Here is a 22,932-nt window from a genome sequence, read left to right as displayed (position 1 = left end):
CGGGGCGGTTCAGCCGCCCTGAAGACGCCGGCCGGCGTCCCTGAGCAGCTCGTGACCGAACTTCCGCGCGGCGGGGGTGAGGGGGGCGTACGCGGGGAGCAGGGTCAGGGGGATGTCGTCGCGGAGGACCTTGGCGGTGACGGCGCGCAGGGTGTCGTACTGCTCCTTCTGGAGGTTCCAGCGGGGGACGGCGCGGCCCCGCGCGGGCCGCAGCCCGGCGCCGAGGTCGGCGAGGGCGCGCAGGAGGGGGGAGTCGACCGGCCGCTGGCGGGTGTCGAGGACGATCCGGTCCGCCGAGGGCAGTCGTCCCACGGCGGCCAGCAGGGCGCGGGCGACCGGCGCGGCCTCCCGCTCCCCCTGCTGTCCGGCGGGCCCGCCGTCCCAGACCGCCAGACCGTAGTCGACGAGACTGCCCAGCTGGTTCTGCGTCAGCTTCGGCCGGATCTCCACCGAGCGGAGCCTGCGCCAGTCCCCGCCCGTCGCGCGGTGCCGCTCCGGGCGGGTCAGCCACTCGGTGACGAGCGCCTCCACGTGCAGCGAGCTGACGGCGCGGTCGCCGAGCCGGCTGAGGAGGTAGGCCTGCCATCCCCAGCTCAGGCCGAAGGCCTGCTGCGGAATCCGGGTGCCCAGGGAGCACGCGGCGAGGGCGGGGGCGAGGTCGACGGGGGCGTCGCGTTGCAGGACGAAGGCCCTTCCCTCCGGCGAGCGCAGCCAGTCGAGGACGGCGCGGACGGCCTGCTCGCGCACGTCGGCGGTACGCGCCGCCTCGCCCGCGTGGCCGTCATGACCGTCGTGGAGGGTCTCCGTCGCGCCCATGGCGCGCAGCAGGAGGTACGCCGGGGAGGGCGCTGGGTCGGTGAGCGCCGTGCCCTGCCGGCCCTCGTCCATCGCCGCCCCGTACTCGGCGAACCTCGGCGGGATGAGGTTCGGCTGCGCTTCCGCCTTCGCGAGCTGATGGGGGACGTACAACTCGCCCATCGAGCTGGACATCCACGCGGGCAGATCGACCACCGTCAGCCTGCTGCCCTGTTCGACGAGGCGGAGGGCGGTGCGGCCGGGGCCGCGTTCCAGGCGTGACACCTCGGCCATGAACGTCTCGCCGGGCGCCGGGAGTGCGTTGCCGTCGGCGGGCGTGTACTCGGCGAGCATGCCGAGCGGCTCGACCGAGACCAGGCAGCGGTCGGCGGCCTGCGACGCGTCGGCCGCGGCAGCGTTCTCGTCGTCGCCGGCGTCCGTGACCGGCGCGGCGGTCTCCGACAGGACGACGCGGACGTGGCGCAGTTGCCCGGGCTCCAGCCGGTCGTACTCGCGGGCGACCGGCGGGTGCCCGCACAGGGTCACCGTTCCCGGTGCGCCGCGCAGGGCGGGCAGGTGCTTCACGGCGCGCAGGTGGGCGAGGAGGACCTCACCGGGGATGCGACGGGTCCAGGCGGCCTCGCCGGCCGGCAGCCAGCACAGCTGCTGGGTCTGTTCGTCCCGGCAGACGAGACCGAGGCAGCCGTCCTGCGGGGTGTCCACTGCGGCCAGCGGGACCACGCCGGTCTCTCGCCCGTCCCGGTCCTGCGGCCCGGCCTCGGGGCCGCAGGTGAGCGTGGCCGTCTTCGGGTCCCAGTGCAGGCGGAGCAGTCCGCCCCGGGCGACGAGCGCCGCGGCGGCGGCCGACGCGGCGGCCGCCCCGCCGGGCAGGCCCCGCAGGAGCGTGCGGACGGGGACCTGGATCAGGGCGGAGCCCGACCGCACCGCCAGGTCGCCCTTGCCCAGGTCGGCGACCGGCTCGGCCAGCACGGAGCCCTTGGGCCAGGTGCCGCGCGGCTGTGCCCGCCGGGACACGGTGAGCACGGGCTCGGCCCCGGTTTCGACGCGTTCGACGGTCATGGGCACACTGCCGAGTTTCGCGAGCAGCCGGCCCGTCCCGGCGGCGACCGCCGCCAGCGCGTCGCGCAGCCACTGTGTGCGGGGTGGCCAGGCGCCCTGCGCCGATTCCGGCGCCAGCCTCACCAGCGCGGTGGGCAGTCCGAGGACGCGCAGCTCACCGGGCACGTCCGACGCGGCGACGAACACGACGTCGCCCTCGCGCACGGGCGACTTGTCCAGCGGGGTCAGCGTGTTGGCGTCGTCGAGCCACACGGCGCCCCCGGCCGGGTGGGCGTCCAGGACGTCCTGGGCCGCGGGATGGCGGACGGTCATGGGGCCCTCGCCCAGGTGCAGGGCGCCCTTGACCTCGTCGGTCTTGTCGACCGGGAGGAGCATCCGGCGGGCGGCGGACGCCGCGAAGGCGCCGCGCGGGCCCGGCCGCCACCGGGTGAGGACGAGGTGACCGCACTCGTTCACCCCGCCCTCCACCCGTCCCTGTACCAGGTCGCCCGGGCTGAACAGGGAGCAGTCGAGGTCGGCGAGGGAGCGCCCGTCGGTGAACTGGAGGAGTTCGGCGGACACTTCGGCGATCCGCCCCGGGGCCAGCTCCAGCCAGAGGCTGTCCCGGCCGCCGGCGGCGACGACCCAGCTCCCCCGGGTCCGCGAGGCGCTGTCCTGGTGGGTGCCTTCCAGGAGTTCCGCCGCGGGGAAGCCGAACTGGCGCAGGGTGTTCTTCCGGTGCCGCAGCGTCCACCCGGCGGCGGTGCGGGAGAAGAAGACCGGTTCCTCCACGGAGCGGGCGGGCTGCCTGAGCCAGGGGCGGTCGTACTTCTTCCGGGCCGGCAGCCAGGTCCTGGTCCGGGTGTCGTGGTAGAGCCAGCCCCGGTCGTGGCAGGCGGCGGCGATCTCCTCCGCGGTGACGTCCATGAACGACAGCTGGGCCCACTGCACGACCGTGTCGGAGGCGGCCGGTTCGGTGCCGGCTGCGCCCTTCCAGAGCACCCGAGCGCCCCGTACGGCCTGCCCCTTCCTGCAGGAGACCACACCGCCCTGCCCCTGCCCGAGCGGCACCAGCCGTACCTCGGGACGGCCGCCGTCCGGCCCCTCGCGGACCACTCCGGCGATCTTGGGATGGTCGCCGCACAGCAGGACCTTCGCCAGGTCCCCCGGTGCGGTGGCGCTGATGCCGGGCAGCCCGGCGACGGTGAAGCCGCCGCGACGCGTCCCCGCCTTCAGGTAGTCCTGCTCGGTCCGGAAGTCGTCCTTGGGGAACACCACGGCGGGACGCGGCCGTTCGTCGAGATAGCTGATCTCCGAGGCGATCGCCTGACGCGCGGTCACCCCGTCGGTCCCGTGGAGCCGCAGGCGCACCACGGAGCGGGGGGCGAGCCGGTACGGGGTGTGCATGCCGGCCACCGGGAAGAGCACGCCGGGACGGATCTCCACCTGTTTGCCGGTGTCGGTGACCACGGCGAAGCAGTCACCGCCGCGGCTCACGAGATGGCTGCGCAGAACGTCGAGGCGGCGTTCGGGCGCCTGTTTGGTCGCGCCGTACCAGTGGTTGTCGCCGCCGGGCCCGCGATCGGTGAGGCGGACCAGCATCTTCGCGTGCTCGTACTGCTTCTCCGCGGCGAGCCGCAGGGCGCTCTCCCGGTACGAGAAGTGCCGCCGGCTCACCGTCACCTGCAGCGGATCGCCGTCGACGGCGGTGAGTTCGGGAAGGGTGAAGGGCAGCAGACGGTCGTTGGCCGTCTGCACGATCAGGCCGGCGACCAGGTAGAGGCTGTCGCCGGCGCGCAGTCCGGGCTCGTCGCCGCCCTCGGGCGCGGCACGCGGGGGGACGAGGACGAAGCCGAGCCGCGGCCCGGACTCCCCGGCCCGCTCGGGGCGGACCCTGGCCAGGACGCGCTGCTCGCGGGCGGCGTCGGGGCCGAACAGGGCGATCAGTTTGCGCACGCTGTCTTCGTCGAGGAAGGCGCTGATCTTCACGGGTCTCACCTCGGCGTCCTCGCCGCGCCGGGCGCGCTTCGGGTTCGCCGTGTGGGCGCGCAGGACCAGGACCCGGCTCCTGGCGTGGTCGATCTCCACGTCCAGCAGATGGACGACGGGCCTGCGCTTGTCGGTGCCTTCCAGATAGAGGTGGTGCTCGTCGCCCTTGTCGATGTCCCCGGGGGCGATGTCCACGGTGACGGCTCCGGCCGTGGCGGGGTCGTCACCGGGGTGGAAGGACATGGCGTCGACGCGGTCGCCGTGGAAGAGGGTGATGCCGGTGGGGTCGACGGGTTCCCCGCCGACGGTGAGCCCGCCCCCGGGGATGTCGAGGAACCAGCCGTACCCGAACTCGAACCGGTGCACGGTGTCCTGGCCGACGGCGGTGGCTCCCACGTAGTAGGGGCGGCGTTTCCTGCCGTGCTGGTCCTTGATCTCGTGACGTCGTCCGTCGACCCGCGCTCGCGGCATGACCTCCTTCATGAACTCCGCGAGGGACACCGGCGGTACGCGCAGGAAGGACGCCCGGGCTCCGCGGCCGTGTGCCACGGGCACGGCGCGGACAGGGTCGGTGAGGTAGTCCTCGACGGCCCGCCCCGCGACCAGCGTGCGCGGCTCGTCGCACAGCGCCAGCCAGGGCTGGTGGCGGCCGTCGTCGTCAGGGGCCAGGCGGGGGGCGGGGGCGCTCGGTTCGACACGGTTCCGGGCGAGGGAGCCGGTGACCGTGGGCGCCGGTCCCGCCATGAAGAGGTTCCACTCGGAGGCCGGGTCCAGGACGCGCCGGGGCGCGGGCTTCGGCGCGGCGGACCGCGACCGGGCGGCGGGCGAGAGGAGGAACATCCTGCGGACGTCCAGGTGGCCGGCCGGCGCCTGGGACGCGGCGTCACCATGCCCGTACGCCTCCAGCCAGGTCCGCTCCACACGCACCGGCTGGAAGTCGTCCGTCAGATCGACGCCGGAGGCCTGGCCCACCAGGTGGTGGCCGTCTTGCTGCACCACCGCGGGGACACCGTCCTGCCGCTGCGTCTGCCGGCGCCGACCGGCCTTGGCCTGGGCTCTGGCGGCGGTACGGTGCTCGGACGGGGGCCCTTCGGAGAGCAGGGCGCTGTCCGAGTGCTGGTAGAGCTGGTGGAGACCCTGCTCGTCCTGGTACCGGCCCACCGGTGACCACTCGTGGAGCTTTCGCCGGCCGTCCGTCAGCTCCCACAGCGCGCGCAGCTTGAGCCGCCGGGGATGCACGTGGAAGGTCCAGCCTCGGACGGTGCGCTGTCCCGCCAGGTGGTCGCCGACGGAGGGCATGTCGTGGTCGAAGCATTCGACGGGGACGAGCGCCACGACGACCCGTGTGTCCAGGTTCAGCCAGACGCGCAGGTGCGAGAGCCGGCCGCTGTCGTCCCGGATCCGGACGGCGACCATGCCGGCCAGGTCACCGCGGTCGAGGATCGTCGGGTCGTCCAAGTCCGTGCAGTTCGCGGCCAGTTCGTGCGGTGGGAGAGGGGCCGGGGCCTGTTTGGGGCGCCACAGCGGTCTGGGCTGCGGGTCTTCGAGCACGATGGCCTGGCGCCTGGTGGTCTTCGTGCACTTGGGGAACCGGCCGGTCAGCGTCAGCGAGTCGGTGGCGGCGAAGCCGACCAGCCCGGAGGCCAGCCAGACCCGGTTCTCGCTCTGGAAGTCCTTGGTGTCGGTCCCCACGAGTTTCACCGTGGTTCCGAGCGGCAGCCGGGCCAGTTCCCTGTACCGCTGGACGTCCGGATCGTAGGCGATGCCGTCCTCCTGGAACGGCTCAACCAGCGCCACCGCCTCGCGGGCCTCGGGTTCCCTCCAGGACTGGATGCTGCACAGCAGCGACTTGCGGTGCCGTGGTGAGACGAACCCCTTGGGCGGGCGGGCTTTCACCTGCCGGGGGAATCCGTCCACGGCGGGTACCTCGATCTGCCAGACGTCGCCCTCGCGGTGCGCGAGCCGGGGTTCGGCGTCGCCGGCCGGCTCGTCGTCGGTGTCCGTGCCGGTGCCGGTGTCCGCGTCGGTCCCGAGGACCGCGAGCCAGCGCAGGTTGCGGTCGTCGAAGGCAGGGCCGCCGTCGGGGGCCGCCGCCAACCTCAGGCGGCTCTCGCCCGGCCGGAACTCGGCGTGGACGATCAGTCCGGCGGGGTCGCGCAGACACGCCTCTTCGAGGGTCTCCCAGTCCGACGGCTCCCAGGCTGTCGGGCCGAGCACGAAGCACCGGCCCGGAAGGGTGACGAAGCGGTGCGCGGGTCCGAACCCGGTGCGGTCGGTGGCGTGACCGCAGAAGACCAGACGGACCCTGGCCCGCCCGGGTTCGTCCGTCGCCGCGGCCTCCACGGCCAATTCAGGCAGGCCGGCGTCCAACGGCAGCCAGTGCTCCAGCCGGGCGTCCCACACGGCCAGCGTCGTGTGCGCCACGCATCCCCCGCCGTCGTCGGCGAAGGCCCGGGACAGGTCGGGGTCCCAGAGCCGTCGGGCCGCGGTGTCCCGGCCCGCGTCCTCCTTGGGATAGCGGTGGTTGGCTGCGCCGGTGACGTCCAACGTCAGCCAGGGGTACTCCTGGGCGGGCGCGATCCGGGCGGCGCGCACCTCTCCGTCCTCCGGCTGCGGAGCCGCGAGCGGGGCGACCTGCTTCTCCTTGGTCGCACCGGGGTGGAGGTACACGGCCAGGGTCTGACCGATACGCCAGGACCGGTCCTGGGCGGAGCGGCCGAGCTCGACGGTCACGGGTCTGGCGAGGCCGCAGTTGATCCACAGCACCCGCTGGGTGTCCTCTTCGCGGACGGCGAACACGGTGCCGACCACGAACGCGCCCCCCATCGGCAGGTCGGCATCGGTGCCGGTGGCGAAGAGGTCGTGGACCGGCCGCCGTCTGCGACCGTCGTCCGCCACGTCCAGGCGGGCGTGCTGCCGGTAAACCACGGCCTGCCCGGTGCGCCGGTCGACGGTGGCGGCCACCACCAGCCTGGGGTCGTCGGTGAGCGCGTCCGCGTCCTGACGGTGCGGCGGGAGGGGCGCGGGCTGGTGGCTCTGCCGCCAGAGCTGGTTCATGATCTCGGCGAGGGGCCTGCCCGTCGTCCGTAGCCGCTGGTCGGCCGTGTCGCGCAGGAACTGGGCGAGCGCGAGTTCGGTGCCCCGCGCGGTCACCCGGCTGCCGTACACGCCGAAGGGGTCGCCGCGCTCGGCGGCCAGCGGCCCGTGCCCCCACTTGCGGTACAGCGACCGGATCGTCAGCAGGCGCAACCGGTTGGCGCTCTCCAGGGGCAGGCGCGTGTCGGCGAGTTCCTCGAAGAGGCGTTCGTAGAAGAACTGCGCCCGGCCGCTGATGTCGACGATGGCCCTGACCACGTGTTCGAGCACGCGCAGCAGTCGCTGCTGGGAGCCCTCGCCGTCGACCGGGGACCGGAACATCTCCAGCATCCGGCCGCGTACGGGGCGCGGCAGATGGGCGGCGCTGTTGAGGGAGCCGACCAGGTCGGTCCAGGCCGTCACCCACTCCTCGTGTTCTCGGCGATCGCCGAGGTCGGGCTGCTGGAGCAGCGCCGCGAGCCGCTGGGTGCTGAGGGTGATGGGCGTGACCCCGTAGGTGTCGGTGGCGGCGACGAGGTCCCACAGCCCCTTGTCCATGCGCACCCACTCGTCCACCGAGAAGAAGGAGCGTCCCTCGTCGGCGGGGCCGCTGAGCACGAGCGCCCGGGGAAGCAGGGTGTACGAGTCCCCGGGAGGCGGGACCAGGAAGCGCGGGCCCGTCTCCTCCCAGTCCCAGCGCAACAGGCCGTCGCGTTCTTCGCCGTAGATCTCCCGGCGCAGCAGCGCCGCGTCGATGGCCGTGCGGGTGAAGGGGTGGTCCTGCATTTCGAGGGCCAGGGACAGCAGGGCGCCGGCGGGCGGCTCGTCACCGCTGAACCATCGTCCGCCGGCCTCCGTCCGGTGCGGGCCGACTCCGCCGGAGGAGGTTTCCAGCACCCACAGCAGCGCCGCGTTGAGTGCCTGTCCGTTGCGCACCAGCAGCCGTTCGAGCGCCCGCGCCCCGGGGACGTCCGGCTCCGCCGTGTAGAGGCCGGTGATGACGCGCACGATCTCGTCCGGCGGGACCATCGGGCGCTGTCCCTTGCCGATGCGGTCGACCTGGCTTCTGACGTGCAGGAGCAGCGGGGCGAGGTGACCGGTGAGCTCGCCGTAGCGGCGGGCGTCGGACTGGGCGAGGGCGAGCAGCGCGTTGCGGCGGCTCATGATGTCCCGGATGTGGACGACGAGCAGCAACAGGTGGTCGGGAAGCGGGCCGGGGCCGGCCGTGACGGTCAGGAGCCGGGCCGTCAGCATTCCGGCGGCGAGCAGTCGCACGAGCTGCTCGGGTTCGGCGCCGCCGAGCCGGAGCCGGGCGTTCTCCTCTTCCTCCCTCCGCCTGCGTTCCTCTTCGCCGGGGACGGAGTCGGGGTCCGCTTGGGCGCCCTGGGGCGCGCGGGGCGTCCAGGGCGGCGGGATGATCCAGGGCGACCAGACCGACGCGGCGTCGCGTGCCGTGGTCTCGGCGGCGGGGCCGTCGGTGAGCAGGAGGCTCGGCGGCTTCTGGTGCGGGGCGCGCAGCCGGTGCAGTCCGCCCACGTGTTTCTGTACCAGGGCGTAGTCGTCGTAGGGGACCGAGATCCGGCACGGCTGCTGGTTCTGGATCTGCTTCGGCTTCGTGGGCGGGGTGTCCGGTGCCTGCCACCAGCGGGCGAGACGGTGGGCCGTCGTCCGCGGGGCGAGTTCGGCGGACAGCGTCCACAGCGATGCCTGCCACAGCACCGACGGCATGGCCGAGTGCTGCTGTGCGCCGGTGCCGCCCAGCCGGGCGTAGGCGGCTTGCCGCGCCCGCAGAGTGTCGGCTCGCGTCGGGGCCGCCTTCGACGACCGCCACTTCTCCAACTTGCGCAGTAACCGGGTGCCTGCCAAGGCCTCGATCTCCAACGCGTCGAGGATCTCGTCCGGTACGCCGGTCTCTTCCCCCGAGTCGTCTGTTTCCAGCGGGACTTGGGAGTCCCTGGTGTGCGGGACGGTGTCGGGCGCGAACATGACCCGGGCGGCCGTCATGAGGAGGTCGGGTTCCAGGTCGAGCGCGCCCTGCGAGGTGAGTGCCAGCGCCTCCCAGACCTGGTCGGCCTCGTCCGGGGCGAGTGCCGCTCGCAGCTCCGCCGCCTGGAGCAGGGCCAGTCGGCCGTGGTCGCCGGCCAACGCCCGGTCCACCAGGGTCCCGTGTTCCTCGACGGTTTCGCGGACCGGGCGCGGGTCGAGCCGGGCCAGGAACCGGGCGACGATCAACGCCATTGTCGGCAGCGTGTGTTGTAGCAGGTCGTGGTAGGGGTGGGCGGAGCTGCTGTGGGCGTCCGCTTCCCCCGAAGCTTCCTTCAGGACGGCGGGCAGCAGCTCGGCGGCCTCCGCCGGCGTGCCGCCGGCTGCGGTGCGAAGCAGGTGCGCCGTAGCGTGCTGCTGCTGGGACGGGACCACGGAGGCGAGGTCGCGGTAGAGGTCGCCGGCGTGGTCCGCGACCTCCCTGCTGATGTCGGCGAAACGGTGGTGTGCGGCGAGGACATGGGGCAAGGCGTGCAGCGCTGTCGCCGTCCCCGCCCGGCCGAGTTGGTCGAGGGCGGCGCACACCACGTCGTCGGCGTGGTCGGCGTCGGCCGGCTCCCCGAGGGCGGCGATGACGTCGAGATGGGCGGCGGCGTCCTGGGGGGAGAGGCCGAGGGCGGCACAGAAGTACCAGTTGTCGAGCACGCGCGTCCCCTTCGCGTTCCGGCAGATCCGCGTCCACTACCAGGCGGCTGCTGATGTCTTTTGGTGATGCCTGATCAGAATATGGAGTGAACTTCCGCCAAACATCACTTTCTTCCGGATTGACCATGGGAAGCGATGTATCAGGTAAGGTGCGGCAGATCCGGCCGGAAAGCGGTCCGGCACTCGTGGAGGTCCTCCTCGAGCTGGTAGTCGTAGTCCCCGGTGTCCGGTTCCAGTCCGGCGAGACGACGCCGGGCCGGCACCATGCCCCACAGCCACGCCGCGTCCTCCTCGGTCGGCTGCCGTCGGGCCAGCAGCGCCCAACTGCCGGAGCGCAGACCTTCGGGGTCGAGTTGCCGGAACCGGTCGGGGAGGAGCCCCGCCCGGTCGAGCGCGATCGCGCGGTCCGCGTCGCTCAGGTCCTGTGCGGTCACGCGGCCCTCTTCCGCGTCCGTGGCCTCCGCCGCGATGTCCATGGCCCACCGCACGGGTTCGGACAGTCCCTCGTTCGCCCATGCGGCGAGCGCGGCCTTCCGGCCGGGGGCTTCGCCGCGGATCAGCGCGAGGGCCACCGCGTCGATGACGGTGGAGGGGACCTTCAGCCCGCGGAAGTCGTCGGGCACGGGCAGCCGGCCTTGACGCGCCGCGACCGCGCTCAGCCAGCGGTCCAGTTCCGCGTCGTCGGCGGCCGCGAGACGCAGGGAGTCGAGGAGGGCGGCTCCCGCGCGGCCGCCCCTGACGTCGTGCCCGCCCGCGCCCTCGTCGCCCGGCGTGTGCGCCTTGACGACGTACTCGGGCAGCTTCAGCTCCCGGGCCACGGTGTCGGCAGCCCGCCGGACCGTGTCGACGCGCTCGTCGGGATCGTGGAGCTGGACCACGATCATCCGCAGGTCCCAGTTCAGCTTCGGCAGTTCCTGCACAGCCCGGACGAAGCCGGGGCCCATCGCTCCGGCGGCCTTCTTCCGCACGACGAGGCCGATTCCGCGATGCGGGGGATCGTCCGGGTGCCGCTCCCTGGGGCGCGGCCGGTACGACTCCCCCAGGGCGCGGGCCAGTTCGTCATGTCCGTTCGGCAGGCGTCCGCCCTGCGCGTCGTGGTCGAACGTGTACCAGCGGCGAGGCGCGTAGCCGGGCACATCGATGTGCCCGGGCTTCGAGCGGATCAGCAACTTCTCCCACTCGTTCACCGGCCCCGCCAGATCCCCTGCCGAAGGATCGGCCAGGACGTCGTATGCGCACGGCTGCCCCTCTGCCGGAGTGAACAGAGTCCAGCGTGTCTCCAGGGAGACCCGGAACCGTTCGTCGGGAAGCGCCGGTTCCTCTGAGCCCTGAGCGACCCGGTGGGCGTCGGTGGAGCCTGGCGGTGTGGGGCGGGGTGTCTCGTCGAGTGCGACGGACATCCGCCGTCCGCGACCGCTGTACAGGACGGGCCGGGCGGTGGACCCGGCGAAGGCGTGGGCCGACGAACCGAGCGCCACGTCGATGTCCTTCTCGGCGGCGAGGCTCGCGAAGAACGAGCCGGCGAACTCCGCTGCCTGTCGGTGACTCGCCTTTCCCCGTACGGCTACGACATGGGGCACGCCGTCGCGCACCATGCGCTCGGCGAGTGGCAGACGCCGGGACGTGGACGGCGCCTCTTCGTCCTGCCCTCCGCTGTCACAGGCGAGCAGCACGGCGAGGGGCACCCTGCACTCCACGAGCCACTCGCTCAACGTGTCGCCGTCGAGCAGAGCGGCCCTGGACGATCCAGGCCCGTCGGCGACGATCAATCCGTCCTCGATGTGGTGCCCGCCGAAGTAGAAGGCGCCCGCGCCCCCCAGGAGCCGTTGGCGGATCGCTTGCTTCGACGCGGGCGACGGCAGCGTGTCGGCCTTCAACCCCGAACCTCGCAGAGCGAGTTCCACCGCGCGAATGTCCCCTGCGGCCGCCTTGGGGTCCCGAGGTTCAGAAAAGTCGAACTCCCTGGTCGGGGTCCGCACGGTTCCGTGGACGCCCGTGGCGTCGGCAACCAGGACCGACCTGTAGGTGTGGTCCGTCAGGGGTTTCCCCTGAGGCTGGAACTCCCTTACCAGGGTGAAGCGTTCGTGGCTGCCGAGTTCGCCCGACGAGGCGGGCGCCTCCTGAGAGCCGTCGACCCACGCGTTCCAGATGCCGTGCCCCGCGTCGGGCGCCGGCACCTGGACGACCTCCCAGGGCAACTCGGCCAGGGAGAAGGGCTGTCCCTCGGCCGGAGCCGGCAGACGGAGCCGGACACGCAGCGGTTGCCTGGAGCGCAGACGACTGACCGCGTCCCTGAGATGAGGGCGCGTGCTCGGCGGGAACAGCGCCTCGGTCAGATACCGGAGCGAAGTGCGGCTTCGGGACTGCCACAAGGCCAGCATGGTCTTCGCGACCGGCGCGGGGGCGTCCTGAGCATGTCGGGGAGTGTCGCCGTCCACGACGACCGCCGTGATCATGGCGAGGTCCCCGCTCCAGTCCCCGTCCCAGTCGAGTCGGATCGTCAACTCGCCGACCTGGTCCGCCACGCCTTCACCTCCCGGACACCCGACCGCGTGCACCAGCGCGGTCGCGGGGCGCAAGAGGCGAATGACACCGGTGTTGCCGCCCCGACCGTGTCATCATCCCTTCATCCGTCGGACATCGCCGCCCGATCGGCGAACCGCTCCAGGGAGTGCCGTTCCATGACCACCGTCGCGTATTCCTGGGACCCCCGGTGCGAGGACGAGGTGCGGTTGCGCGCCTTCAGGGCATCCGCCCACTGGGCCAACGAGGACGTGGAGGAAGCCGCCCGTCAGGCTCTCGAAGCGCTGCTGCACGATCCGGGCCTGTCGTCCGACGCGTTCACGAACAAGTTGAAGTGGCTCTTGCTCAGCCACGCGGGGCTGTTGGAGCGTTGGGACCTCTTCCTCGAAGAACCTCAGCAGGAACACCGCTCGGCCACCCCCGCCGACCCGCCCCTCTCCCCCGTCACCAGCACGCCGCGCCCCACCCTGGACGACCTCGACGGCTTCGACGTCGTGGGCGACGCCGCGCTCCCGTCCGAGGACACGGCCGCCGACCGCTTCCTGAACCTCTGGCTGGCCTGGCCCCTGTCCCAGGCCCGCGTCCCCGCGGACCGTTGCCTCGGCGTCGGCCGGCGTTACGAACTGGTCATGAACATCGGGGAGTCGTTGGCCGAGAGTCTGCTTTCCGAGTCGGGCCAGCCCTTCCCGGACGACCTGCTCGGCCCCGACGGCCACTGGCTCACCGTCTCCGTGTGCAGCGACGACTTCGCGGTCTCCCCCGCTCACCATCACCTCTTCCTGCCCAAGGAAGGCGACAGTTGGGTCTGCGAGTGCTCGCCCGACGGCCCGGGGCACGACTGCGAGCGGGATCACCGCGGACCGTACCTGCGCGTTCCCGTGATCGCCCCAACGGAGTCGGGCCCCGCCCGGTTGCGGCTTCTGGTCGCTCATCGCGGGCACCAACTGCAGTCAGCGACGCTCACCGCCACGGTCGCGCCCCGCGAGACGCGACTCGAAGGCGCCGAACCCGTCTCGGCGGAGATCGACTTCACGCTCACGCCCGGGTTCGCGGGCATCGCCGCTCTGCCGCCGCGCACGGCGGCCATCCGGATCTCGCAGGCGGGCGACCGCTCGCTCACGGTCGACGTCGACGGGGCGAGCGGCGTGGTGAGCACCTTCCGGCTCGGCGAGCTGCAGACCGCCGGGGCACTGGATCAGGCCCGCACGGCGCTCATGGCGGCCCACGTCGAGGTGAAGGACGGGAAACGCGTGAACCTGCTGCCCCCGGACAACCGCAAGTCCGGGGAGGCTTTCCTCACCGACTTGAAGAACCTGGCGGGCATCGGCTGGGACCTGTTCGTCCTGATCGCTCCCCGCAGCGCCCAACGACAGGCGCTGCGCGACGTCCTGGGCGGCGCGGGACAGGTGCAGATCTGCCGTCAGGAGGGCCTGGACCTGACCTTCCCCTGGGCCCTCGTCTACGACATCCCGGTCGTGCGGGGCAGCCGCTGGGTGCACTGCAAGCAGGGGCTGGACACCGACCTGCCCCTGGGCACCCGGGAGTGTCCGGGCGCGGACGGCCATCAGCTCAACACCCTGTGCCCGTTCGGCTTCTGGGGCTACCGGCACATCATCGAGCAGCCGCCGTCACGCTCCGAGGGACAACGCCTCGCGCTGGTGGCGGGGAGCGGCGAGGGCGATCCCGCCATGACGGTCGCCCTCAGCACGGCCCTCGACTTCGACGAGACGGAACGCCATGTGACGGACCTCCACCGACGGTTCGGCGGACGGCTCACCGACCACACCGCGAGGGACACACTGTTCGACGCGCTGGTCGACGCTCCGGACTGCCTGTACTTCTACTGCCACGGTCGTGAACCGGAGAAGGGCCGTGCACCCGGTCATTCCGTCCTGGAGATCGGCAAGAGCGACTGGATCGGGCCGCAGGACCTCGCCGCCCTGGACACCCACTGGGCGAGCTGGCGCGACGCGTCGCCGCTGGTCTTCCTCAACGGCTGTCACACGGTGGACAGCGGGCCCGCCACCTGGCATTCCTACGCCGACGCCTTCACCGACCTGCACGCCTCCGGTGTCGTCGGCACCGAGATCTCGGTGGCGCAGACGTTGGCGAGCGAGGTGGCCGAGCTGTTCTGGCAGTCCCTTCTGGACGGCCGGTCGGTCGGTTCGGCGCTGCACTCGGCGCGCGCCGCCCTGCTGAAGAAGAACAACCTGCTGGGGCTCGCGTACACCGCGTACTGCTCCGGTTCCCTCACCCTCAGGCCGACGGCGGCCGCCGGCTGACCGGTAGCCCGCTCGCTCCGTCCGCGGCGGTCGCGCGGTCAGCCGGTGTCGCCGTCAGCCGGTCCGCGGCCGGCCGGCGATCAGAGTCAGCTCGTCGCCCGCACCGCGTCGCGGATCAGGTCGGCGACCTGCTTCGGCCGGGAGACGGCCACGGCGTGCGAGGCGCCCTCCAGTTCGACGACCGTCGCGCCGGCCCGCTTGGCGCCGAAACGCTGGACCTCGGGGTTGATCGCCTCGTCCGCGGCGGCGACGAGGGCCCACGACGGCTTGGTCTGCCAGGCGGCCGTGGCCGCGGTCTCGTCGAACACGGCGGCGGCCAGCGGGCGCTGGGCGGCGGCGAGCACCTTGGTGACGTCCGTGGGCACGTCGGCGGCGAACACCGAGGGGAACGCGGCCTCGGCGATGGTGACCTCGACGGCCGGCTCGCCGCCGGGACCCGGATACGTCCACTCCTTGAGGTTGCTGACCAGCGGGGCGAGCGGGAAGCGGCCCTGCAGCGCGCCGAGGCTCTCGCCCTCCTCGGGGACGTACGCGGCGACGTAGACAAGGCCGACGACGTTCTCGGTGGCGCCGGCGACGGTGATGAGGGCGCCGCCGTAGGAGTGGCCGACGAGGACGACGGGACCGTCGGTCTGGGCGGCCACGGAGGCGATGTAGGCGGCGTCGGAGGCGAGTCCGCGCAGGGGGTTGGGCGGGGCGATCACGGGGATGCCGTGGCTCTGGAGTTCGGCGATGACGCCGGACCAGCTGCCGGCGTCGGCGAACGCACCGTGGACGAGGAGGACGGTGGGCGTGGTGGTGCTCATGTGAGGCTTCTCCCGGAATCAGGCGGTGTGCAGGGCGGTGCGCAGGGTGCCGACGGCCAGGGTGATGGCGGCCTCGGCGGCGAACGTCGAGCGCAGGGCGTCGAGCATGACGAAGTCGTGGATGATGCCCTGGAAGCGGACGGCGGTGACGGGCACGCCGGCGGCGCGCAGCTTGTTGGCGTAGGCCTCGCCCTCGTCGCGCAGGACGTCGGCCTCGCCGGTGATGACGAGGGCCGGGGGCAGTCCCTGGAGCTGCTCGGGGGTGGCGCGCAGGGGGGAGGCGGTGATCTGCGCGCGTTCGGCGGCGTCGGTGGTGTACTGGTCCCAGAACCACTGCATGCCGTCGCGGCGCAGGAAGTAGCCCTCGGCGAACTGGTGGTAGGAGCCGGTGTCGAAGGCGGCGTCGGTGACCGGGTAGAACAGCACCTGCTGCACCAGCGGGATGCCGCCGCGCTGCTTCGCCATCAGGGTGAGGGCGGCGGTCATGTTGCCGCCGACGGAGTCGCCGGCCACCGCGAGCCGCGTCCCGTCGAGGTTCTTCGTCGTCCCCTGGTCGACGATCCACTGTGCGACGGCGAAGTTCTGCTCGATGGCGACCGGGTAGCGGGCCTCGGGCGAGAGGTCGTACTCGGGGAAGACCACCGCCGCGCCGGCGCCGACGGCGAGTTCGCGGACCAGGCGGTCGTGGGTGTGGGCGTTGCCGAACACCCAGCCGGCGCCGTGGATGTAGAGGATCACCGGCAGGACGCCGCCGGCGCCGGCGGGCCTGACGATCCGGGCGCGGACGCTGCCCGTGGGGCCGCCCTGGACGGTGATCCACTCCTCGTCCACGGGGGGCTTGTCGATCCCGCCGGACTGCACCTCGTCGACGGCCTTGCGCCCCTCCGCCGGCGGGAGTTCGAAAAGGTACGGCGGGTTGGCGGTCGCCTCAGCGAACGCCGCGGCCTCGGGCTCCAGAACCGGCTCGACCGGTTCGACGACGTCGGACATGGGCATCTCCTGCTGTGATCGGTGTGCTGAGCGGTGGTGCGGTGTGTCGCGCCGTCACGCTAGGCGCGGTCGCAGGCCCCGGATTGCCCGTGCGTGCACGGCCGTCGTGCTCACAGCGCACACCGGGCCGTGCGCTGTGGGGAACCGTCCGGTGCGCTCCGGGAACACACGGGCTGCGGCGGCGGGGGTGGGATCGCAACGTCCCTTCACATCACCCCTGTGCCGAAAGGTTCTCACCATGGTCGACATCTCCGAGGTCACCGCGTCCCCCAGCCCCGACCTGCTCACCCCGGACAACTGCGCGATGCTGTTCGTGGACCACCAGCCGCAGATGTTCTTCGGCACCGGCAGCGGGGACCGCACCGCGATCATCAACTCCACGGTGGGTCTGGCGAAGGCCGCGAAGGCGTTCGACGTGCCGGTGGTGCTGAGCACGGTGGCCGCCGACTCGTTCTCGGGCCCGATCCTGCCGCAGCTCGCGGACGTCTTCCCCGAGCAGGAGATCGTCGACCGGACCACGATGAACGCCTGGGAGGACGTCGCCTTCGTCGAGGCCGTCAAGGCGACCGGCCGCGAGAAGCTGGTGATCGCCGGTCTGTGGACAGAGGTGTGCGTGGTCCTGCCCGCCCTGTCCGCGCTCGCCCAGGGCTACGAGGTGTACGTCGTCGCCGACGCGTCCGGCGGGGTCAGCCCGCAGGCCCACGAGCACGCGGTCCAGCGCATGGTGCGGGGCGGCGCGGTCCCCGTGACCTGGGTGCAGGTGCTGCTGGAGCTCCAGCGGGACTGGGCACGCACGGACACGTACGAGGCCACCACGGGCGTCGTGAAGGAGCACGGCGGCACCTACGGTCTCGGCGTCGTCTACGCGGAGGCCGTCCTCGGCGCCCACGCGGCGGGCTGACCCGCGTACGGCGCCTACGGGATGTCCCGCCACTGGCTGGGGGACATCCCGTAGGCGGTGCGGAAGACGCGGCTGAAGTGCGTGGCGCTGGTGAAACCCCAGCGGCCGGCCACGGCCGCGATGGTGCGGCTCCCCCGGCCGTGCCGTCTCAGGTCGCGCCGGCACTCCTCCAGGCGGCGGCGCAGGATCCAGCGGCCGACCGAGGTGCCCTCGTCCTGGAACAGCTTGTGCAGGTAGCGCACGGAGATGCGGTGCGCGCGGGCGATGCTCTCCGGCGACAACCCCGTGTCGGTCAGGTGGAGTTCGACGTACTCCAGGATGCGGCCCAGCACCGGCGGCTGTCCGTCCGGCGCCCCGGGCCCGCCCGCGCCCAGTCGCTCGGCGGCGAGGGTCGCCACGAGGTTCACCGCGTTCCAGGCGAGCATCTCGCCGACCGGCGGCCGGGCCTGCGCAGCGGTGCGGGCGAGGTCGGACAGCAGCGGCGACAGCAGTGCGCCGATCCGGGAGACGCGCGTCACCGGCGTGCGGGTGAGACGCCGTACATCCAGGGGCGTCAGCCCCAGCAGATCGCCCGGGACGAGGAACACCGTCGCCCGGAACCGCTCGGGGAAGTCCAGTGCCGGCGGGCGGTGTGCGTCGTAGAAGCAGACGTCGCCCGGGGCGAGGCGGGCGCTGACGGGCTCGGCCCCGGCGGGCGGGGCGGGCGTGCCGCGCAGGCCCACGAACAGGTACTCGCCGCCCTCGCGGGCGTGCAGCCGATGCCGAGGGGGCGGCGCGCCCTCGCCCGGCAGGGGGCCGGGGCCCCGCTCGCCGGTGAGGATCTCCACGCCGGCGGGCGTCGGCCGTACGGGGGCTTCGATGGTGCTGGTGATGGACATCTTCCGCTGATGCCTCCTGAGCGACGGTCGGTCCGGTCGCTGGGACGGTAGGTCGGCGGATGTGCAAAAGGAGTGACAGGGAAGTGACAACGCCTGGTGGGGCGGCTGCCGTTGCCGTCAGTACGGTCCGAACAGGCCGTCGGTTGACGCGAGTTCGTTGGCGTGGGCGCGCAGCAGGGGGTGCAGGGTGTAGCGGGCGGGCGCGTGCTCGGTGACGAGGTGGGCGTCGGCGAGTTCGCCGAGGAGGATCCGGGCCCGGCGCAGGGGCAGTCCGGCGAGGTGGGCGGCTGCCGTGGCGGTGAGGTCGGGGCCCGGGTGGCGGGGCAGGAGGCGGAACAGGCGCTCGCCCTGCGGGGAGAGGCGCCGGGACGAGGCGAGAAACGCCGTGCGGACGTCGGGTGTTGCGCCGGTGACGTCGTCGAAGGCGTCCAGATCGCTTTCGTGGGCGCGTAGTTGCGCCGCCAGGGCGGCCAGGGTGGTCTCCGGCTGGCGCCTGAGGCGCTCCGCGACGGCGGTCAGGGCCAGGGGCAGGCGGCCGCAGCGGGCGGTGATCTCGTCGACAGCCGCGGGTTCGGCGGCCACCCGGCCGGCGCCGAGCCGCCGGGTGAGGATCTCGCGCGCGTCGGCGGCGGTCGGCGGTTCCAGGCGCAGCGGGCGGGCGCCCGAGGCGATCAGGCCGGGGAGGGCGTCGCGGCTGGTGACGAGGGTGAGGCAGCCCGGCGAGCCGGGCAGCAGCGGTCCCGTCTGCTCGGTCCCGGCGGCGTCGTCGAGGACGACGAGGACGCGGCGGTCCGCCAGCAGGGTCCGGTAGAGGCCGGCGCGCGCGGCCCGGCCCTCGGGGACCTGAGAAGCGGGGACGCCCAGCGCGGTGAGCATCGTGCGCAGCCCCTCCGAGGGGTCCAGGGCGGGCCGTGCGGGGTCCGTGCCGCGCAGGGGGACGTACAGCAGGCCGTCCGGGTAGCGGCCGGCGGTCCGGTGCGCCCAGTGCACGGCGAGGGCGCTCTTGCCGACGCCGGCCATCCCCACGACCGCGAGTACCGTCGGCCCCGGCTCCGCCGACCGCGCGGCCAGCCAGTCCAGTTCGGCTTTGCGACCGGCGAACTCCTGCGTTTCGAGCGGTAGTCGCGCTGACGCGCGGGGGTCCGGCGAAGTCCTCAGATGGACGACGGGTGCGGCGCGGTCGAGACGCACGGTCGGTCCGGAGCGCAGCCGGCCCGCTTCCTGGCGGAGGACGCTCGTGTGGGCGGCGGCGAGTTCGGGGCCCGGGCTGACGCCGAGGTCGGCCGTCAGACGCCGGCGGACCTCGTCGTACGCCGCCAGGGCGTCCGCCTGGAGGCCGCAGGCGGCCAGGGAGAGGATCAGACGCGCGTGCAGGGGTTCGTCGAGCGGGGCGAGCGCGGTGGCCCGGCGCAGTGCGGGCAGGACCTGGTCGGCCCGGCCGCACCGCAGGGCCGCGTCGGCGGCGAGGACGGCCGTGTGCAGGAGTTCGTGCTCGACGGCCGTGAACTGCACGTGCTCGCGGGCTCTCTGGGGGATGCCCATGGCGATGACCGGGCCACGCCACTCCCGCAGCGCCTCGGTGAAGCGTCCGGCCGCCGTCTCGGGCCGCCCGGTGGCCGCCGCGCGCTTGCCCTGCCGGGTCAGTTCCCGGAAGCGCAGCAGGTCGACCTCGTCCTGGGCAGCCTGGAGCAGATAGCCGCCGGGGCGGCGCAGCAGACGTCCGCCGGGGGCACGGCGCGGCGACTCCGGTTCCAGCAGCCGCCGCAGCGCGGCCGCGTAACGGCGCACGACGTTGGGCGCGCTGGCGGGCGGCCGTTCGGCCCAGAGCACGTCGAGGATCTCGGACGTCGGCACGGTGCGGCCCGCGTGGGCCAGGAGCAGGGCGAGCAGGGCGCGTTGCTGGGGGAACCCGAGTCCGAGTTCGCGGTCCGCCCTCATCACCCTTACCGGGCCGAGCAGTTCGAAGCGCAGCTCTTCCCTGGGGTCAGCCGGCACCGGCGCGTCCGTCCCGTCCGGTGAGGCGGGCCTCGACCCGTTCGGCGTCCGGGTGGCCCAGGTCCCTGAGGAGGGTGAGCGCCTGCCGCCAGGCGGCGCGGGCGCTGTCGTGGTCGCCCATGGCCTGGTGGGTGTCGCCGACGCGGGAGAGGATGTCGGCCTCGACGTACGGCGCGCCGAGGTCGCGCAGCAGGGTCAGGGCGTTGCGGTAGCCGAGCAGGGCGTGCGAGTGGCGGCCGAGGTGCTGGTGGACGTAGGCGATGCTGTCCCAGGTCACGGCCTGGCCGTAGCGGTCGCCGAGGGCCTGGAGCATGGGCAGGGCCTCGAAGCAGTGCGCGAGGGCCTGCCGGTGCTCGCCGAGGAGGGCGTGGTACCAGCCGACCGAGTTCAGGACGCTGGCCTGCGCGGCGCGGTCGCCGAGCGCGCGGAACAGGTCGAGGGCGAGCTGGTTGTGGTGCAACGCGCCGGGCAGGTCGTCGAGTTGCTCGCGTTCCCAGCCGAGGCTGCGGTGGGTGTTGGCGCGGCCGGTGTCGTCGCCGAGCCGCGCGAACAGTCGCAGGGCCTGTTCCAGGCGGGAGACGGACTGTGTGTGCAGCCCGAGCCGGCCTTCGACGCGGGCGAGTCCGCGCAGTCCGCGGGCCTCCAGGGCCGGGTCGGCGAGCCTGCGGGCGACGGCGAGGGCGGTGCGCTGGACGGTGAGCCCGTCGTGCCAGTGGCCGCGCCGGTCGAAGAACGGCTCAAGGGACCAGGCGAGATGGCAGGCGACGCGTTCCTGCCCGGAGGCGGCGGCCGTGTCGACGACGGCCAGCAGCACGGCGTGCTCGGCGGTGAGCCAGGCCAGGGCCCGGTCGTCGTCCGCCAGGGGTTCGGGGTGCACGCCCTTTGGTGCGGGGGGCGGGGGCAGCGGGTCCGAGGTGGGGGCGAGGAGCCGGTCGGCGGTGTGCGCGGTGTGCAGGTAGTGGTGGTGCAGCCGGTGCAGGGCCGTGCGCCGTTCGCTCTCGGTGCGGTGTTCCTCGACGAGTTCGGCGGCGTGGGCGCGGAGCAGGTCGTGGAAGGAGTAACGGGCTGGGCTGTGTTCGGCGACGAGGTGCAGACCCGTCAACTCGGCCAGCAGCGGCCGTACTCGGCGTGCCGGAAGGCCGGCCAGGGCGGCGGCGGCCGGCAGGGAGAAGTCGGGGCCGGGGTGCAGCGCGAGCAGTTCGAACAGCCGCCGGGCGGGAGGTGACACGGCCCGGGAGGACCAGGAGAACACGGAGCCGACGTCCACGGACGCGTCGGAGCGGGTGAAGGCGTCGAGGCTGCCGTGCGCCTCGCGCAGTTCGGCGGCGACGGCGGAGAGGGGGAAGCGGGGGTGCGCGGCGGCGCGGGCGGCCACGCAGGCGAGGGCCAGCGGCAGGCCGGCGCACAGCTCGCCGATCTCGTCGGCGGCCCCCGGCTCGGCCTCGACCCGTTCGACGCCCAGCCGCCGGACCAGGAACGTCCTCGTCTGACCGGCGTCGAACGGGCGCAGGCCCAGCGCGTGCGCGCCGTGGCCGGCGACCAGCCCCGACAGCTCGTCGCGACTGGTGACGAGGGTGAGGCAGCCCGGCGAGCCCGGCAGCAGCGGGCGGACGTGGTCGCTGTCGCGGGCGTTGTCCAGGACGACCAGGACGCGGCGCCCCGCCAGCACGCTGCGGTAGAGCGCGGCCTGCGCGTCCAGGCCGTGCGGCACCCGGTCGGGCGGCACCCCGAGTGCGTCGAGGAACCCCCGGACGGCCTCGCCGGGCTCCATGACCGCGCCGGAAGGGTCGAAGCCGCGCAGATTGACGTAGAGCTGCCCGTCGGGAAACCGGCCGGCGACGCGGTGCGCCCAGTGCACGGCCAGCGTGGTCTTGCCGACCCCGGCCATACCCCCGATCACCACGACCCGCCCCTCCCCCGCCGCGAGCATCCCAACGGTTTCGTCCCCGCGCCCGGCGAACACGGGCACTTCGTGCGGGAGTTGCCGGGGGACGGGCGCGACGGGGCCCGGGGCGGAGGCTGAGTCGGGGGGAGCGTCCGGCGGGGACGCCGGGGCGGGGACGGGCGACGGAGTCGTGCCCGGGGCGGAGGCGTCGGCGCCCGCCCCGGAGCACGGCGCCCCGCCGACCGCGCCCCCTGCCCTCACCCCCCGTACCGTCTCCCCCGCCTCCCGGAGTTCCGGTCCCGGGTCGATGCCGAGTTCCTCGGAGAGGCGGGCGTGGACGGCGTCGTAGGCGGCGCGGGCCTCCCCGTGGCGGCCCGTCGCGGCGAGGGTGAGGATCAGCGCGGCCTGGGCGGGTTCGTCCAGCGGGTGCGCCGCCGCGGCCCGGTACAGCTCGGGCAGGACGACGTCGGGCAGCCCCGCGCGCAGCGCCGCGTCGGCGGCGGCCCGTACCGCGGTCAGGCGCTCGCGGTCGGCCGCGCCGAACGCCGGGTGGGCGCGGGCGTGGTCGGGGAGCCCGGCCGCGGCCGGCCCCCGCCACAGCGACAGCGCCTCGGTGAACAGCTCCGCCGCCCGCGCGGGCGACTCACCCGCCGCCCGCCGCCCCGCCTCGCACAGTTCGCGGAACCTCAGCAGGTCGAGGCAGTCACCGTCGGTCACGAGACGGTAGCCGCCCGCCGCCCGGACCAGCCACCGCCCCTCCGCGCGCACGGCGAGCCCCGGCTCCAGCAGGCGCCGCAGCGAGCCCGCGTGCCGCCGGATCACGTTGACCGCGCTGCGCGGCGGCTCCGCCCCCCACAGCACGTCGACGATCTCCTCGAGGCCGACCGGGTCTCCCGCCCTGACCAGCAGCAACGCAAGGAGAGCCCGCTCCTGCGGCCCTCCGGGATCCAGTTCCGTCTCCCCCCGCCACACCCGCACGGGCCCCAGGACCGCGAACCGCACGGACTCCAGCGGCACGTCATTCCCCCTCCGGTGTTCCGCTCCCCGCAGTGGACTCTACGTCAGG

General features: G+C 73.6%; 9 protein-coding genes. 2 read left to right on the top strand and 7 right to left on the bottom strand.

Annotated elements, in window-relative coordinates; translation table 11 throughout:
- Positions 1-9 precede the first annotated feature (9 nt).
- Positions 10-9,606: a hypothetical protein gene (locus EV567_RS14640; RefSeq protein ID WP_130440036.1), complete on the bottom strand. Its 9,597-nt coding sequence runs from the start codon at positions 9,604-9,606 to the stop codon at positions 10-12.
- 140 nt (positions 9,607-9,746) lie between these two features.
- Positions 9,747-12,131: a CHAT domain-containing protein gene (locus EV567_RS14635; RefSeq protein WP_130440034.1), complete on the bottom strand. Its 2,385-nt coding sequence runs from the start codon at positions 12,129-12,131 to the stop codon at positions 9,747-9,749.
- 156 nt (positions 12,132-12,287) lie between these two features.
- Here EV567_RS14635 and EV567_RS14630 point away from each other — a divergent pair, with 156 nt between their 5' ends.
- Positions 12,288-14,411 (top strand): CHAT domain-containing protein, encoded by a 2,124-nt coding sequence (locus EV567_RS14630; protein ID WP_130440032.1) that lies wholly within the window; start codon positions 12,288-12,290, stop codon positions 14,409-14,411.
- An 86-nt stretch (positions 14,412-14,497) separates the two neighbouring features.
- On the opposite strand, the gene EV567_RS14625 is transcribed toward EV567_RS14630, so the two are convergent.
- Together EV567_RS14625 and EV567_RS14620 are read right to left on the bottom strand one after the other, a co-directional pair.
- Positions 14,498-15,217: an alpha/beta fold hydrolase gene (locus tag EV567_RS14625; RefSeq protein ID WP_130440030.1), complete on the bottom strand. Its 720-nt coding sequence runs from the start codon at positions 15,215-15,217 to the stop codon at positions 14,498-14,500.
- Between the two features lie 18 nt (positions 15,218-15,235).
- A complete protein-coding gene (locus EV567_RS14620; RefSeq protein ID WP_130440028.1) occupies positions 15,236-16,207 on the bottom strand; it encodes an alpha/beta hydrolase in 972 nt (323 codons plus the stop codon).
- Between the two features lie 238 nt (positions 16,208-16,445).
- Between EV567_RS14620 and EV567_RS14615 the strand changes: the two genes are divergently transcribed.
- On the top strand, positions 16,446-17,108 hold the full coding sequence (locus EV567_RS14615) for a hydrolase (RefSeq protein ID WP_130440026.1): 663 nt from the start codon (positions 16,446-16,448) through the stop codon (positions 17,106-17,108).
- Between the two features lie 14 nt (positions 17,109-17,122).
- On the opposite strand, the gene EV567_RS14610 is transcribed toward EV567_RS14615, so the two are convergent.
- The 3 genes from EV567_RS14610 to EV567_RS14600 all read right to left on the bottom strand — a co-directional run bounded on the left by EV567_RS14610 (position 17,123) and on the right by EV567_RS14600 (position 22,883).
- Positions 17,123-17,986 (bottom strand): helix-turn-helix domain-containing protein, encoded by an 864-nt coding sequence (locus EV567_RS14610; RefSeq protein WP_130440024.1) that lies wholly within the window; start codon positions 17,984-17,986, stop codon positions 17,123-17,125.
- 117 nt (positions 17,987-18,103) lie between these two features.
- Complete coding sequence (locus tag EV567_RS14605) at positions 18,104-19,981, bottom strand: BTAD domain-containing putative transcriptional regulator (protein WP_242620806.1); 1,878 nt, start codon at positions 19,979-19,981, stop codon at positions 18,104-18,106.
- Complete coding sequence (locus EV567_RS14600; RefSeq protein ID WP_130440022.1) at positions 19,971-22,883, bottom strand: BTAD domain-containing putative transcriptional regulator; 2,913 nt, start codon at positions 22,881-22,883, stop codon at positions 19,971-19,973. The genes EV567_RS14605 and EV567_RS14600 overlap by 11 nt, the downstream gene beginning before the upstream one ends.
- Positions 22,884-22,932 lie beyond the last annotated feature (49 nt).

The sequence above is a fragment of the Streptomyces sp. BK239 genome, assembly GCF_004217285.1.
Classification (GTDB): domain Bacteria; phylum Actinomycetota; class Actinomycetes; order Streptomycetales; family Streptomycetaceae; genus Streptomyces.
This window is presented reverse-complemented; position numbering and strand designations above follow the sequence as displayed.